We start from the raw sequence: 16,192 nt of genomic DNA, 5'->3' as shown, positions 1-16,192 counted from the left end.
TTAACGCAGAGGAACACAGAGGTATTAGTTAATTAAGCAGTTTGAATATTATTAATATTATTTATTCTCATTATTTCCTATTACCTATTCCTCACTTTCTTTACTAACCAATTGACCGGGAACAAGTCTTTGCGTACCGTCAGTAACGATTGTGTCTCCTGCTTGAATTGTCCCTCTAACTAAAACCCTTTTTCCGTTGGTTTCTAATACTTCTATTAATCTACGTTCGACTTTTGAATTACCATCTTTTTCATCAACAACCGCATAACATGACCACAAACCGCGATCGCCTTTTACTAATGCTGTAATCGGTAGCCAAAAACCCTCTGTAGCAATGGTTTGAGAAATTTTGAACCGAGCAATTTCTCTTGGGGAAACTTTAGCTGTTGATGGTAGCTGTAAAATAACCGTTCGAGTACGAGTAGCTGAATCTACTTCTGGTAAAATTGACTTTACCCTAGCTGAATAAGGTTTTCCCCCAATCTCTAATTCTTGCTGACTCTGAGATACTAATTTCCCAGCTACATTAATCGGAACCCCAATTTTTACTTCTGGTTGACTATCTTGGACTAAACGTACTACCGATTTACCAGCTTCAACTACCGTCCCCTCATCAGCAGAACGAAGTCCAATAATCCCGGTAAAAGGAGCTTTCAGAGTGCTTTTGGCAATAGTTATATCTAAATTGGTAATTTCAGCCGATAATTGGTCAACTGCTGCTTGTTGGGCTGCTTTTTGTTCGTAACGAGTCCCGTTGAGCAATTCTTCAAGGTTGCTTTGAGCATTATTCAGACGCTCCGATAAAGCTTGGGAATTAAAAGCAACTTCATCAAATTGCTCCTTAGAAATCGCTCCCTGCTCGTAAAGATATTTTCGGCGACGGGTTTTTAATTCTTCTAATTTTAATTGTCTTTCTAAGTCTCTAACACTGGCTTTCGCTGCTGCAATCTGTTCTCTTCTCGCACCATTTTTGAGTTCCACCAGTCTCGCTTCTGCTTGTGCTTTTTGAGCAACTAAAGAGCGACGTTGGGCTTGCAAATTAGCTGTATCTAATTTGGCTAAAATTGCCCCTTTCCTAACCCTATCTCCCTCATCTACCAATATTTCTACTAATTTACCGCTACGTTCAAAACCAATTTCGCTAGTACGCATCGCTACAACTTCACCCGTATAGCTTTGCACTGTTTGGTAATTTTTGGCTAATTGAATTTTAGTTGTTTCAACCGGAAGTGGTTGAGCTTGAGTTTGCGCTTGAACGCTGGTGTCATTCGGCTCAAACTTCCCATTAAATTTACCAATTCCCACGCCAGCCAGTAAGATAATTGAACCAGCTAAAAATAACTGCCATTTTCTAACTGGAAATGATTTTTCCCGTTCCAAAACTTCTGGGATAGACTGCTGATTCATGATTTCATCGCAGAGAAAGATGATTAATAAAATGCAAAAAAATGCAAATTGGGCATATACAACAAGTTGTGTATATAGTTAAATTATATAAAACAAGTTGAGTATGTCAAGCTAAATTTGATAGCTGTTTATTTAAAAAATGTCACTAGCGCACACAATTTTGGCAACATTGGGTTCCGAATCCTACAGTGGTTACGATTTATGGAAGAAGTTTTCTCTAACCAGTAAATATTATTGGCAAGCAAGCCAGCAGCAGATATATCGAGAACTAGGTAAATTAGAAAAAGATGGTGCGATTTCCTCAGAATTGATTCCTCAAGAAGGTCGTCCTAATAAAAAGCTCTACCGAGTTACCGAAGTTGGGGTAGAAACACTAAAAACCTGGCTAGTAGAACCAGTAGAACCTATGGCGATTCGTGAAGAGTTACTAGTCAAAGTGATTGCAGCCAAATTAGTGCCTAAATCGGTTATTCTGCAAGAGATTGAACGACATCATCAAATTCACTCGCAAAAATTGTCAGTTTACAAAGAAATAGAACAGCAAGAATTTCCCGATATTTCTCAGTTATCTTATGAACAAAAATGTCTTTACATAACTTTGCGCTGCGGTATTCGTTACGAAACTTATCGCATTGCTTGGTGTGAAGAGGCGATCGCGCTATTAAATGATGAAAGCGATCGGTTGCACTGATGTTAAAAAGTTTTATCTTAATTCTACTTATGGGCTTTTTCGTCGGACAAATTGCCCAAAGACTCAAAGTTCCAGCATTGGTAGGCATGATTTTAGTAGGAATTATTCTTGGTCCCCAAGCTGCTAACTTAATAGATCCTGGCGTACTTGCAGCGTCTGCTCCTTTGCGAACGATCGCGGTAATGGTAATTTTGATGAAGGCTGGGTTGGGTTTGGATCGAGAAAAACTGGTACAGCAGGGAACGGTAGCGTTGCGGTTGGGGTTTCTACCTGCGAGTTGCGAAGCTTTAATTATTGCTTTGGCTGCAATGTGGATTTTTAAGTTCGATTTCCCTACAGGATTATTATTAGGCTGTATTATTGGAGCCGAATCTCCTGCGGTAATTGTACCGGGAATGCTGCGGCTAAAAAGTTTGGGTTGGGGTGTTAATAAAGGAATCCCTGATGCCATACTTACCGGAAGTGCTTTATCAGATGTTTTACTTCTATTAGTATTTAGTTTATTACTGAATTTTTTGGGACAGGGAACAACCTCTAGTTTAATAATATTACCTTTTGGTTTAACTTTAAATCCTTTTCTATTACTTCCCATTCAAATTATTTGTCAAATTGTTTTAGGAGTAATCATCGGTTTAGCAACTGCAAAAATCTTAGTTTTATTCTTAGCTAAGCAAAACTGGACTCAAAGTACGGTACAAGATACTTTAGTCGCGGCAACTTTAGCATTATTGCTGGTAGTTTTAGCAGAGATTTTACCTTTGTTTTCCGGTTATTTAGCAGTGATGGTAACGGGCTTTTTCCTAATTGAATTTGATGCTCCCTTAGCAAGAAAATTGCGCTCTGGTTTTGATAGTTTATGGGTAGTAGCGCAAATCATTTTATTTGTATTATTAGGGGCAAGTATTCAAATACAGGTGTTAGAAAAGACTTTAGTACCGGGATTAATAATTCTAGCAATTGGAACCTTGATAGGAAGGGCTATCGGATGGTATTTATCTACAGTCGGAAGTAACTGGAACTGGCGAGAACGGTTCTTTTTACTACCTGGAAACTCAGCAAAAGCCACAGTTCAAGCCGCAATTGGAGCGATTCCCCTGGCACAAGGAATTGAAGGAGGAGAAACAATATTAGCGATCGCCGCTTTATCTATCTTAGTAACTGCACCTCTAGGAGCCTGGGCAATCCCCACTTTTGCACCAACATTGTTAGAAAAGGGTGAAGTAGATCCCACCAAGGTAGGAGTTACCCGTTCAATTCTGCTGCTAGCTGCCGTTGATACCTCTTCTGTAGCAACTCAAGTGTTAACTAAAGCTGCCGATATTGCCCGTCGTAGTGATGGTGAGGTGATTGTATTACACGTTATTCAAACAAATAATCCTCAAGAAGTAGAGTTTCAAAAATCAACATCTCAACGGCTTTTAGCAGATATTCGCCATCAGTTTATTACCGTTACGGGTTCAATTCCAGAAGAAATTATTCGCGTCGCTAAGGATTATCAAGTTACTGATATTGTTATCGGTAAGCGGGGGCATCAGTCTTGGGATAAAGTTTTGGTGGGTTCCGTTTCACAAACTGTATTAGCATCAAGTTCGATTCCTGTGACTTTAATTGACTAGAGGTTCGTAGTAAGGGCTTTAGCCCTAAATAAAAAGCGATAAATCGCTTACTACGAACTTATTGGATCATTTTTAGTTAGCTTTCACAATCGCCTTGGAATAAATTCCAAGGCTCACAAACAAAGTCTGATAAATCAGACTAGAAGTGGCTTTTAGTGCGTTTTAACGTACTTTGTATATGAGCGTTGAAATTGATATCCGTGAAATTCGGGCTTAGAGGATGTAAGAATGCGTATTATGTTTAACATCAAAATCCTAGAAACCTAACCCCTAACCCCTTCCCTATTAGGGAAGGGAAACGGAATAATAAGGGTTTCAAAGTCTCTCTCCTAGTAGGAGAGAGATTTAGAGAGAGGTTTTAAGTAACCTTTTTGACTTTTCAAACATCCTCTTAACAATAGTGGTGCAAGATGTAAGTTACTACAAACTTTCAACTCGATCAAACCGGCAATTCAATTAAAAATTCAGTTCCTTCCCCAACTGTGGAATTACAGCTTAATTTACCAGCGTGAGTTTCTTCAACAATTGCGCGGGCGATCGCAAGTCCCAATCCCGTACCTTTACCGACTCCTTTGGTAGTAAAAAGATTATCAAATATACGTTCTCGAACTGCCAAAGGCATTCCATAACCATTATCTTTGATACGAATTAATATTGCGTTATTCTCGGTAACAAGTTCAGTCTTGATAGTTATTTTATGAGGATTTGCTTGTATTTCAGAAAATGTTTTTCCTTCACTGACTGTATCTAAAGCATCTATGGCATTGGCAATAATGTTCATAAAAACTTGGTTTAATTGCCCTAAAAAACACTTGATTGGTGGTAATTGTCCGTACTCTTGAATAATTTCAATTGCCGGACGTTTATCGTTAGCTTTGAGACGATATTTTAAAATTAAAATCGTGCTATCAATACCTTCATGAATATTGCAAGCAACTTTTTCAGATGTATCTGCCCTGGAAAAAGTTCGTAAACTTGTACTAATATCTTTAATCCGTTCTGTTGCTAACCTCATCGAATTTAACAATTTTGGTAAATCTTCGCTGAGGAATTCTAAATCAATATCTTCGGCATTTTCGATAACTTGTGATTCTGGAGTCGGGTAATTTTCTTGATAGCATTCTATGTGAGCAAATAAATCTTTAATATACTCTTCGGCATTGCTAATACTACCTTTGAGAAATCCAATAGGGTTGTTAACTTCGTGTGCTACTCCGGCAACTAAATTACCCAAAGTCGCCATTTTTTCATTTTGCACCATTTGTAACTGGGCTTGGTTTAATTCTTGTAGAGCTTTTTCTAACTCTTTTGATTTTTTAATTACTGCGTCTTCTGCTCGTTTTCTGTCGGTGATATTTCTAGTAATACCAATCATCCCTACAGTACTTCCTTGAAAATCTTTTAAAGGTGTTTTAACGGTTAGATAAGTGCAGTTTTCTCCCTTAATTGGTACAAGTTCTTCAAAAGTTTCGGTAATTTCTTTAGTCATGATTTCTCTGTCTTTAGCCATTGCGACTGCGGCTATTTCTGGAGGAAACAATTCCGCATCGGTTTTACCAATAATCTCTGTAATAGGTTTACCAAAGAATTTAGCTAAATTAGAATTGACTGCAATATGTCTTCCTTGCAAGTCTTTAGCAAAAAACAAATCTGGTATTGTTTGCAAGAGTGAATTCAGCAATGTATTAGTTTCTTGCTGTGATTTATAAAGACGAGCATTTTCTAAAGAAATAGCAGCTTGGGTACATAAAAGTTTAATTACTTCCAATCTTTGGCGTGTAAATGCACCTTTTGTTAATTTATTCTCTAGATACAGCATCCCGGTTAATTTACCTCGTTTTAAAATCGGCGTACATAATAAACTCTTGGGTTGTTGCTGTATTAAATATTCATCTGTGGCAAAATCGTTTTCAACGCTGAGATTATCAAGCACAATAGTTTTTAAGCTGCGTTTGACGTAATTTATTAATTTTAAAGGAATGTCTTTGCTGGTTTCGTATGGTATTGATAAGTGAGTTACACCATTATCTTTAGTCGCGATAGCTTCTAAATGATGGTTATCTTCCTTTAAGAAAATTAAAGCTGCTTTTTCTGCTCCCGCGTTTTCGATTACTATTTGCAGTAAAGTTGAAATTAAGTTTTCTAATTGAATTTCACTTGATAAAGCCTGTGTCGCTTTCAGAATGCTGACGAAATCTAAAGTATCAGAAATACTACTACTAGAGCGACTTGTTTGGATAGTTTGTAAGGATTGAATCTGAGTTTCGCTGATTTGAAAACTATTTTTTTGTGCTTGCAAGATTGGTGCAAGTAATTGAGGATAGCGTTTTTCTAAATCATCGGTTTTGGCTTTGGCTCCCCAACGAGCGTAACAGTAATAAGCTTCTTGCATATAGCCAGCAGCAACTTTTTCTTTATCCCAATCTAAGTAAAACTTGGCTGCTAGTTCGTTGGCAAGGGCTTCTTCATGGATGTATTTGTTGGCTTTGGCTCCAGAAATAGCTCGATCGTAAAGTTCAATGGCTTCTATTTTCTGTCCTAAAATTCGAGATTTTTCTGCTGATACTAAATCATACTTATGCTGGTGATTCATCGGAGCATGATTTGCCCAAATTTCCATTTTTTGTTGATGAGCTTGGATTCTTTCTAGAATTGCTTGTTGTTCGGATGCTGAAACTTCAGAATAAAGTGCTAATCGTACTAAAGAATCATAAAAATAAAACAAAGGAACAACAACTAGCCCTGTTACTCCTCCTTGAGAATTTTCTACTATTTCGGCATGATTTAATGCCATGTCATAGCGCTCAAATAAATAACAGAGAAAGAGTTTATTAATAAATAGATGATTAATTGTATATAAATCGTTAGCTTGTTGATGTAGCGGCAGCATTCTTTTTTCGTCGTAAGCTGTGCCGATTAAACTAAACAAATCTTCGGATTTATCCTGTAAGTTTAAAACAGTTTGTTGATAGATACAATTCCAATTTAAAGCAACAATTTGCTTGATTTGGTTTAAAGAATCAATATAAAGCGTGAACTCTTTTTCCAGTATTTGTAGTTCTTTTCCTAACCAAAACGAATGAACTGGATAAATGTAAGCACAATAACCAGCATATTCTAAGTCACCTGTTTCTAACCCTGTTTTATAACCTTCAATCGCAGGTGATAAAGTTTCTCTAATATGTTGTTGCCAATGAACTACATGGGCATTGACAACAGTTAATATCTTTGCTTTTAATTCTGAAGTATTAAGTTGTGATGATATACCCAAAGCCAATTTTCCAAATTCACAACCAGCCTTAATATCACCGAAAGCTCCACACAAAAGTAATCCATACAAACTGTAACCGTAGGCAGAAACGGCTGTATTTCCGTATTTTATCGATAACTTAACCATTTCAAAGGTTATTAAGGGAACCATCACCGGATCGCTTTGAAAAGCAGCAGGAATAACTCGCATCAAAATTTTCATTGCTGCAATATTTTCGGGATTTTTCATTATCGGTAAATCAATTAAATCCGCAATCGATTTCCCCTGCAAATTATCAATAACTTGCTCAAAACCTTGCTGAATATCATCAGATGTTGGCTGTTCTGGAAAATTAATACCTAATTGTTGTAAAATTGACCGAGCAGTTTTAATTGATTCTAATTGTTTGCTTTGAACAACGCCAGCAGTTATGTTAATTTCGTAAACGGGTACTTTGTCTAATAATGTTTGGGCATATTGCAAAATAATTTCTGTAAACCGTTGCATCTGCTCAAAATTTCCAGTCAAATAACCAGCTTCAGCAACTAATTCGTGCAATTCCAAAGTTAATTTATATTGATTTTCCCAGCTATCTTCGCTGAGAAATTCTAGTCCAATTAGAGCATATTCAACAGCCGCAGTATAAGCTGTTGAGACTTTGGCTTTTTTGCCAGCAATGAGATTTACTTTAGCTAATTGACTTCTTTCTCCGATATCATCAATTAATCTTCTGCCAATATTTAACTGGTTGATAATATCAAAAATATGCTCTGCTTGCTCGTTTACGGGAATACAATCTAACAGCGATCGCCCAATTTGCAAATGTGTCTTTTGTTTCTGTGTTTGTGGAATCAATGAGTAAGCTGCTTGCTGTACTCTGTCATGCAAAAATTTAAAATGAACAACTTGGGACTTTTCTGGATCGACTTGTTGCTCTTGAATATAAAACTTATAAACCTCGCTTTGGGGTAATATAAGAGTTTCCTGCAAAGCTTTCCACAAAACTGTAGCAGTCTCGGTTTTTGATTTTTGAGAGATTATTGCCAGTGTCTCTAAATCAAATTGATTACCAATACAAGCTGCTAATTTTAAAATATTCTGAGTCTTTTCTGGCAATTTCTGCAATCGCAATGCCATAAATTCAACGACATCATCTGTTAAAGCTGCTTCTCGAACTTTGCTGATATTACATTGCCAATAACCTGCATTTACATCAAATGTAATAAACTCCTCTTCATGTAAATTTTTCAGGAATTGACTGCTGAAAAATGGATTACCTTTAGTTTTTTGAAGAATTAGCTGTGTTAATGGCTGTGCTAAATTTCCAGGACAATTAAGAGTATCCGCTACCAACTGATTCAAGCTATCTTGACTTAATGGTTGCAAAGTAATCGTATTAACTACTGCACCTGCTTTGCTCACTTCATCTAAAGTCAACATCAAAGGATGAGCCGGAAAAACTTCATTATCTCGGTAAGCACCAATTAATAGTAAATAGCCACGAACTGACTCACTCATGAGTAATTGCATCAGCTTTAATGAAGCCGAATCAGCCCATTGTAAATCGTCCAAGAATATTACTAATGGATGTTCTTTATTTGTAAATACTTGAATGAATTTTTGAAACAATAAATTAAATCTATTTTGAGCTGCCGTACCCGATAATTCTGGCACGCTAGGCTGTTTTCCAATAATAATTTCTAATTCCGGAATTACTTGAATAATTACCTGGGCATTATCACCTAATGCTAAAAGTAACTTCTCTTGCCATTGTTGGATTTTCTCTTCATTTTCTGTTAGTAATTGTCCCATCAAATCGCGAAATGCTTGCACAAATGCGGAATACGGAATATTACGATTAAACTGGTCAAATTTACCTTGAATAAAATAGCCGCGCTGTTTAAGTATTGGTTTATGAATTTCGTTGACTACAGCAGTTTTCCCAATACCAGAAAAACCAGCAACGAGCATTAATTCCGCTTTTTCCTCATTCCTTTCGTTACAAAGCTCTGCCTGGGAAGGAGTACCAGCAACTCGGTTAAACGCAGCTAATAATTGCTCAACTTCATTTTCTCTCCCATATAACTTTTCAGGAATAATAAATCTGTCACAAATATCCCATTGTGCTATTTTAAAATTTGCAATTTTTGCTGTTTCTTGAAGTTGCGTTAAACAAACCTGTAAATCATACTTTAAACCCAATGCACTTTGATATCTATCTTCGGCGTTTTTTGCCATTAATTTCATGACGATATCCGAAAGTACTTGGGGAATTTCTTTTTCCCTCTCCTTGTTAAGGAGAGGGCTAGGGCGAGGTTTAGGTTTTTTAATTTCGGGAGGATTCTTCGCAATATGACAATGAACTAACTCGATTGGATCTTCAGAGTTAAATGGTAATTCTCCGGTGAGTAATTTGTAAAATGTCACACCAAGAGAATAGAAATCGCTGCGGTAGTCAATTCCGCGATTCATCCTTCCGGTTTGTTCGGGAGAAATATAAGTTAAAGTCCCTTCTAAGACATTAGGATTTTTAATTTCTTGGGTTTCTCTGGGAAGTAGAGAAGCAATGCTAAAGTCAATCAGTTTAACTTGTTTAGTTTCAGGATTAATCAGAATATTAGCGGGTTTAATATCTTTGTGAATAATCCGGTTTTGGTATAATTCGTGGAGAATATCAACTAGCTGGAGGGCGATAGACAAAAATTCTTGTAAAAAGACATTTTGAGAATCAACTACATTTTGATAATCTATATTTATAGCATATTCATTTAGAGAAACTCCACCAAAATCCTCCATTACTAAAATGTAACTATTGCCATAGGATTCCAGTGATAAAGGATGAACAATACCCGGTATATGAAGATTTTTTGTAATAGTGTACTGATTGCGAAATTGTAGTAGCTCGCTAAAACTAGGATATTTTGAAGTAAGAATTTTGATGACAACTGGCAAAGAATCGTTTTCTCTAATAGCTCGATAAACTAATGTTCTAGAACCATAATATACCTGTTCAAATATTGAATATCCCGATATTGCAGGAGTAGGAATATTGGTTGTCATTATTAATTTCCTCATTTTCTTAGTTAGGTTTTATTTCTCAATCCTGCGGAATGCAAATTTAAGCAGCAAAGAGAAACCATATTATGTCGGCTTGCATACACATGCATTAGTATTCCCTCTTCGGAGATAAAAAATAACATTTCTCAAGAAAATTGGGCTTAATTTTTGCTTGTTGGTTTTGCTACCTGTAGAGATATTTCACTGTAATATCTGTTAAAAATTTATTTTACTTATCTTAAATGTATAAGTATTTTGACTTAACTATAGAGTCTTAGGTTATACTTTATTTGTTTGATGTGTAAGTTTAATAACGTAGCTGGAGAGACAAGGCTTAGATGGAAAAAACGAAGAGAAATAGGTTAATTGCCTCAAAATTCATGTGGCGCTTTAAAGGTTTCAAAACCTTGATTGTTATTATTGCTACTTTGCTGGTAATGGTTGGTGGGACATTTGAATTGGCTTCTGCATCGCAACCCAACGCCAAGTCAGATATTGAAGAATTAACAGTTTGTTATGCCCTGGGAACCGACGCGATTGGAGCGGGAGATATTCAAAAAGGAAAGAATATTTATCAGGATTGTTTTACAGAGGATGCAGAGATTACTGCAATTTTCCCCGATGGAGCTAGCGCTAGCCGTACAGGCACAGACGAATGGGCGGATTTCGTTGCTTCAGTATTTCAAGGAAACGGTTATGTCGCTACACAACATCTGATTGGTACAGTCAACATTGACGTTAACGGTAATACTGCGACGATGACTTCTTACTTACAGGCAACTCACAAAATTTCTGACACTAGTATTGATGTAGCCAATGGTACTTATGAAGATGAATTAATTAAACAAAATGGGCGTTGGAAAATTCGCCGTCGCACGCTCAAGCTGATTACATTCCTAAATCTTTCCTCTCCCACCAATGGTTCTGCATTAACGATGCCTAACTCTTAATTTTAACAACTGTATTTGGTAAAAATTATTCCCACAAAAAAGCCCCACTTCCCTAAAAGAAGCAGGGCTAATTTCGCTTAATTATCGATCATCAAGTTTTATAAAACAACTTACAAAGCTCTTGGTGGCATATCTCCTTGTGTAGAGATTCCAGGTCTATCTAATTCACCATATCCAATAGTGTCAGCTTCTTTAGCGAAACCTGTATAAGCTTCCATTCCATGTTCGCTAATATCCAAACCTTCCAATTCTTCTTCTTTGCTTACACGAATACCTAATGTAACCTTCAAAGCTACCCAGAATATGGTGCTAAGTAATACGGTCATACCGCCTACAGCCAAAGCACCTGCTAATTGAGTGAATAGGGGAGTTATTCCACCACCAAACAATAAACCAGCATTTGGTCCTTCAGCATAAATACCGTCGGGACTTCCTCCAACAGCAAATATACCTACTGCCAAAGTACCCCAGATACCGCAAACCAAGTGAACGGAAATCGCTCCAACTGGGTCATCGATTCTAATTTTATCGAAGAATGTTACCGCAAATACTACCAAAGCTCCGGCGATCGCACCAATAATTACGGCGCTGGGCAAGTTTACCCAAGCACAAGGTGCAGTAATACCGACTAAACCAGCTAAGGTACCGTTGATAATCATTGACAAATCTGGTTTGCCCAAATAACCCCAAGCTACGAAACAAGCAGTTACCGCACCAGCAGCAGCAGCTAAGTTTGTGGTTAAGGCAATGTGACCGATCGCAGTTGCATCGGCAGCCATTGTAGAACCGGGGTTGAAACCAAACCAGCCCAACCATAAAATCAAACAGCCTAAAGTCGCAATGCTTAAGTTGTGAGGAGGAATCGCATTGGTTCTACCGTCGCTGTACTTACCAATACGCGGCCCCAGAATTGCCGCACCCATCAAAGCTGCCCAACCACCAACGGAGTGTACAACTGTGGAACCAGCAAAATCCCAAAAACCAGCACCTGCTAACCAGCCACTACCCCAAATCCAATGTCCGGTAATTGGGTAAGCAATACCAACTAGTAAGAGACTGAAAATCAAGAAGTCAATAAACTTAATTCTTTCTGCAACTGCTCCAGATACAATTGTCGCAGCAGTTCCAGCAAAAGCTAATTGGAACAAGAATTTAGCAGACAAAGGTACTCCAGCCCAGTTAAGAGAGCTGAAAACACCTTGATAAGCTTCTGCTCTTGCAGGGCTATTATCTGCACCTGAGAGTAAGAAACCATTTAAACCAAAGAATGGGGTTCCATCTCCGAACATGATGCCAAAGCCAATGACGTAAAAAGCGAGGGTAGCCAAAGCAAATACAATCAAGTTCTTAGAAAGAATGTTGACGGCATTTTTCTGACGACACATTCCGGTTTCTAACATCCCGAAACCAGCGTTCATGAAGATTACCAAAAACGCTGCAACTGCAACCCAAAGCGTATCTAATGCAACTTTGAGTTCCGCTGTTGTAGGTCCTTCGACTACAACTACAGGAGTTTGAGCAACTGCCGCATAACCCGAAGCCAATACAATAAAACCTGCGATCGGCAAACAGGCACGCAAACTAGGATTTAAGCCTTTAATTCCTTGCCCTATTTGTTTGACAAATGAGCTATTACGTGTAGCGCTAGTAGGTTGTTGCGAACCGCTCCGCCTACCGTTTCTAATATTCTTTTTTCGCGTCACTTTTTGCATTTTCACTCCTTTACTTCCTTAACTGGAAAAAACACCGCTAATCACTTTTCAACGCCGGATTAGATATCAAATGCAGAATCTTTCCAAACGCAATCAATTACTGTTTGGGAATTCATCTTTGATTCTTATATCTATGAGAGATGTTCAAAAAGCCTATTAAACAATTAAGAAACCAAACAATCTAGATGTCAGTCAACAAAGCAATGATACATATGTTGCTGTAACTAGTTTTTCTTAAAATATTATTATTATGTATTTTTGGAAACCTCTCAAGTTACCTCATCAATTCTTTAATATTTCGATTTCTGTCTAAAAGCCTTTCTATTACATCATTTGTCGCATTTAAAAAAGCTACAACGGTTAAGACATAATAATTACAGCACCCTGTTTGTTAGTTCTGTAACTGTTGCTACTATTTTTTAGTCTTTTTAATTGTTTTCGGTGGCATTTTAAGCTGCAAATAGCTGTTATAAAAAGCTTTTTGTCAAAATATCATAACTTGATCGCGGCAAAAAAATGGTATTCTATTAACTTTTCATACAAGTAAACTGGTTTTTTACTTAGGTATAAAGATATAAATATTTTATAAAAATTGTAAACAAGTATTTACACTTAAATTATTTAGTTAAATAGTTTTAAATCTTATTTTTTATTTATTTTGATTTTTTAAATCAGTAAAACTACTTTGAAGCCTAGTTAGTCTAAATACATTCAAATTAAGTCGTATAACCAGTAGCAATTATCAAGATTTACATTTGAGTTAAATAATCTTGGTAGCCTAATTTTTGCAGCTTTTCTTGCTTAGCTATCACAGAATCGCGAAGATTTTGACGATATAAAACAACTTTTTCCAGTAAATCTGGTTGATGGATGGCGAGTATTTGTACTGCTAAAAGTCCAGCATTCTTCGCATTACCGATAGCTACAGTTGCTACAGGTATACCACCTGGCATTTGCACAATTGAATGTAAAGAATCCACACCTTTTAAATAACGGGTGGCAACAGGAACACCAATTACCGGAAGTGGAGTTAAAGCAGCCACCATACCGGGAAGATGAGCCGCACCACCTGCTCCAGCGATAATAACTTTAATACCGCGAGAAACTGCCCCGGTAGAGTATTCCACCATTCGTTGCGGGGTACGATGGGCACTGACAATCGCGACTTCGGTAGAAACTCCGAATTCTTCACAAACTTTAATTGCATCTTGCATGGTGGGTAAATCTGAGTCGCTACCCATAATAATTCCGACAGTCATAAGTAAATTTGGTAATTGGTAATTGGTAATTGGGCATTGGGCATTGGTAATTAATCATCTCACTTTTAGAGCATTTCACAAAAACGCAAATAAAAAATATCTTCCCCTGTTGCCTGTTGCCTGTTGCCTACTCCCTTATTCATTTCTATTCTTGATTAATAGTGCCAGTTTCGATCAAAATCGAGTCAGTTTTAGTTAAAATCTCGTAAATCCCATGATTCAAAAAAAACTAAGCAATTTTACTACTCCTTTAAACATTATTAATGCTGTTGTTCCCGGTTACGAAGATAAACAAATGCTGTTTATCAACCATCAGGGCATTGTTGAACAAATTGTGCCAATGGATAATATTATCAAACGAGTTCCCCTTAAAGATTTGCAAATATTGGATGCAGAGGGCGATCGCATTTCTTTGGGTGGTGTCGATTTACAAATTAACGGTGGCTTGGGAACTGCTTTTCCAGAATTAAATACGGAAAATGCCGATAGTTTGCAAAAAATCTGCGATTATCTCTGGGATAGCGGTGTTGATGCGTTTTTACCCACCGTGGTGACAACTTCTGTGGAAAATATCCACCGCTCCCTTGGAGTAGTTGCCAATTTTATCCAAAATCAAACTTCGGGTGCAAAAGTTTTGGGAGTGCATTTAGAAGGGCCATTTTTAAATCCTGAAAAACGCGGCGCACATCCCCAAGAGTATCTTTTACCTTTATCGCTTGAGGAAGTAAAACGGGTATTGGGATTTACAGAAATTGTTAAAGTTATAACCCTAGCGCCAGAGTTAGATTCGCTTGGGGAAGTAATTCCTTATTTACGTCAACAAGGTATTATCGTTAGCTTAGGGCATTCCCAAGCAACGGCAGAGCAAGCCCAAACAGCTTTTGACATGGGTGCGACTATGGTGACTCACGCTTTTAATGCCATGCCACCGTTACACCACCGGGAGCCTGGTTTATTAGCTGCGGCGATTACCCATGAAAAGGTAATGTGTGGTTTTATCGCTGACGGAAAACACGTCTCGCCGATGATGATAGATTTACTATTGCGAGCCAGCGATTACACTAAAGGACTTTTCTTAGTCAGCGATGCCCTGGCTCCTTTAGGATTACCAGATGGCACTTATCCTTGGGATAGTCGAGAAATTACAGTTACTGATGGTACCGCACGTTTACCAGATGGAACTTTGTCGGGAACGACTTTACCATTGCTTGCAGGAATACAAAATTTGGTTAAATGGGGAATATGCAACCTAGATACGGCAATTGAACTAGCAACTACAGCACCTAGAGAAGCAATTGATTTACCAGGAATCGAAGGCGCTGATGCTAGTAACTTATTGCGCTGGAATTATGATGAATTAAGTAAAAAATTAACCTGGCAGCGCTTGTTGTCTTAAAAAGAATTTGTATTGAACTAAATATATTTCTCAACAAACCACCTGCATTAGCATCGCGCATTTGTGGTTTTCTGCTTTTTTTCGCCGGTTTTGCCGCCCTTAATTGATGTATTCTACCAGATAATAAGCACTTTTCTCGACTTGGAACCGTTAATTATTAAGTTTTATGAACGCAACAGACGATAAGACCATTGTTAAGGATTATTTCAATTCCACGGGCTTTGACCGTTGGAGACGCATTTATGGTGATGGTGAAGTAAATACGGTACAGCTTGATATCCGCAAGGGACATCAAAAAACCGTCGATACAGTACTTAGCTGGTTAAAAGCTGACGAAAACTTGTCAGAAATATCAATATGCGATGCTGGATGTGGTGTAGGCAGTCTTAGCATACCTCTAGCCGAAGCAGGAGCAAAGGTTTACGCCAGCGACATTTCTGAAAAAATGGTTCAAGAAGGTAGAGAAAGAGCCGAGCAAATTTTAGGAAACGCTGATAATCCAACTTTCGCAGTGCAAGACTTGGAAGCCTTAAGTGGTAACTATCATACCCTTGTTTGTCTTGATGTTCTGATCCACTATCCCCAAGAAAAAGCTGCCGAGATGATATCTCATTTATGCAGTACCGCAGAATCGCGGATAATACTTAGCTTTGCCCCTAAAACCTTTGCCCTGAGTATATTAAAGAAAATCGGAAGTTTCTTTCCAGGCCCCAGTAAAACTACCCGTGCATATCTACATCGTGAAGCCGATATCGTTGATTTTCTGCAAAAAAACGGCTTTAGCATCCAACGTCAAGCAATGACGCGCACGCGCTTTTACTTTTCCCGCATACTGGAAGCTACACGTAAGTAAG

Annotated in this window: 9 protein-coding genes; 5 read left to right on the top strand and 4 right to left on the bottom strand. The window is 37.8% G+C overall.

Annotated elements, in window-relative coordinates:
- Positions 1 to 84 precede the first annotated feature (84 nt).
- On the bottom strand, positions 85 to 1,407 hold the full coding sequence (locus ACM03V_RS25215; RefSeq protein ID WP_414623547.1) for an efflux RND transporter periplasmic adaptor subunit: 1,323 nt from the start codon (positions 1,405 to 1,407) through the stop codon (positions 85 to 87).
- A gap of 139 nt (positions 1,408 to 1,546) precedes the next feature.
- On the opposite strand from ACM03V_RS25215, the gene ACM03V_RS25210 reads away from it, so the two are divergent.
- Complete coding sequence (locus ACM03V_RS25210) at positions 1,547 to 2,098, top strand: PadR family transcriptional regulator (protein WP_414623546.1); 552 nt, start codon at positions 1,547 to 1,549, stop codon at positions 2,096 to 2,098.
- Positions 2,098 to 3,714, top strand: a complete 1,617-nt coding sequence (locus tag ACM03V_RS25205; protein WP_414623545.1) for a cation:proton antiporter — start codon at positions 2,098 to 2,100, stop codon at positions 3,712 to 3,714. Before ACM03V_RS25210 ends, ACM03V_RS25205 begins: the two co-directional genes overlap by 1 nt.
- Positions 3,715 to 4,153: 439 nt before the next feature.
- On the opposite strand, the gene ACM03V_RS25200 is transcribed toward ACM03V_RS25205, so the two are convergent.
- Entirely contained in the window at positions 4,154 to 10,024 is a 5,871-nt protein-coding gene (locus ACM03V_RS25200; RefSeq protein WP_414623544.1) for an AAA family ATPase, read from the bottom strand.
- Between the two features lie 377 nt (positions 10,025 to 10,401).
- Between ACM03V_RS25200 and ACM03V_RS25195 the strand changes: the two genes are divergently transcribed.
- Positions 10,402 to 10,971, top strand: a complete 570-nt coding sequence (locus ACM03V_RS25195; protein WP_414623543.1) for a nuclear transport factor 2 family protein — start codon at positions 10,402 to 10,404, stop codon at positions 10,969 to 10,971.
- A 110-nt stretch (positions 10,972 to 11,081) separates the two neighbouring features.
- Here ACM03V_RS25195 and ACM03V_RS25190 read toward each other — a convergent pair whose 3' ends face one another.
- Both ACM03V_RS25190 and purE read right to left on the bottom strand, forming a co-directional pair.
- Entirely contained in the window at positions 11,082 to 12,683 is a 1,602-nt protein-coding gene (locus ACM03V_RS25190; RefSeq protein ID WP_414623578.1) for an ammonium transporter, read from the bottom strand.
- Between the two features lie 749 nt (positions 12,684 to 13,432).
- Entirely contained in the window at positions 13,433 to 13,942 is a 510-nt protein-coding gene (gene purE, locus ACM03V_RS25185; protein WP_414623542.1) for a 5-(carboxyamino)imidazole ribonucleotide mutase, read from the bottom strand.
- Positions 13,943 to 14,156: 214 nt separating this feature from the next.
- On the opposite strand from purE, the gene nagA reads away from it, so the two are divergent.
- Both nagA and bchM read left to right on the top strand, forming a co-directional pair.
- Complete coding sequence (nagA, locus tag ACM03V_RS25180; protein ID WP_414623541.1) at positions 14,157 to 15,338, top strand: N-acetylglucosamine-6-phosphate deacetylase; 1,182 nt, start codon at positions 14,157 to 14,159, stop codon at positions 15,336 to 15,338.
- Positions 15,339 to 15,504: 166 nt separating this feature from the next.
- On the top strand, positions 15,505 to 16,191 hold the full coding sequence (bchM, locus tag ACM03V_RS25175; protein WP_414623540.1) for a magnesium protoporphyrin IX methyltransferase: 687 nt from the start codon (positions 15,505 to 15,507) through the stop codon (positions 16,189 to 16,191).
- Position 16,192: the final 1 nt, after the last annotated feature.

Origin of the sequence: Calothrix sp. CCY 0018 (assembly GCF_963920925.1) — a bacterium.
In the GTDB taxonomy this organism is placed as follows: Bacteria; Cyanobacteriota; Cyanobacteriia; order Cyanobacteriales; family Nostocaceae; genus Rivularia.
Note: the sequence above shows the minus strand (reverse complement) of the source record. Positions and strands in the feature narration are given on the sequence as shown.

What these genes read in the sequence shown, in the direction of transcription:
- ACM03V_RS25215 (WP_414623547.1), bottom strand. Translation starts at nt 1,407, where the DNA reads ATGAATCAGCAGTCTATCCCAGAAGTTTTGGAACGGGAAAAATCATTT.
- bchM (WP_414623540.1), top strand. Translation starts at nt 15,505, where the DNA reads ATGAACGCAACAGACGATAAGACCATTGTTAAGGATTATTTCAATTCC.
- ACM03V_RS25200 (WP_414623544.1), bottom strand. Translation starts at nt 10,024, where the DNA reads ATGACAACCAATATTCCTACTCCTGCAATATCGGGATATTCAATATTT.
- ACM03V_RS25190 (WP_414623578.1), bottom strand. Translation starts at nt 12,683, where the DNA reads ATGCAAAAAGTGACGCGAAAAAAGAATATTAGAAACGGTAGGCGGAGC.
- ACM03V_RS25205 (WP_414623545.1), top strand. Translation starts at nt 2,098, where the DNA reads ATGTTAAAAAGTTTTATCTTAATTCTACTTATGGGCTTTTTCGTCGGA.
- nagA (WP_414623541.1), top strand. Translation starts at nt 14,157, where the DNA reads ATGATTCAAAAAAAACTAAGCAATTTTACTACTCCTTTAAACATTATT.
- ACM03V_RS25195 (WP_414623543.1), top strand. Translation starts at nt 10,402, where the DNA reads ATGTGGCGCTTTAAAGGTTTCAAAACCTTGATTGTTATTATTGCTACT.
- ACM03V_RS25210 (WP_414623546.1), top strand. Translation starts at nt 1,547, where the DNA reads ATGTCACTAGCGCACACAATTTTGGCAACATTGGGTTCCGAATCCTAC.
- purE (WP_414623542.1), bottom strand. Translation starts at nt 13,942, where the DNA reads ATGACTGTCGGAATTATTATGGGTAGCGACTCAGATTTACCCACCATG.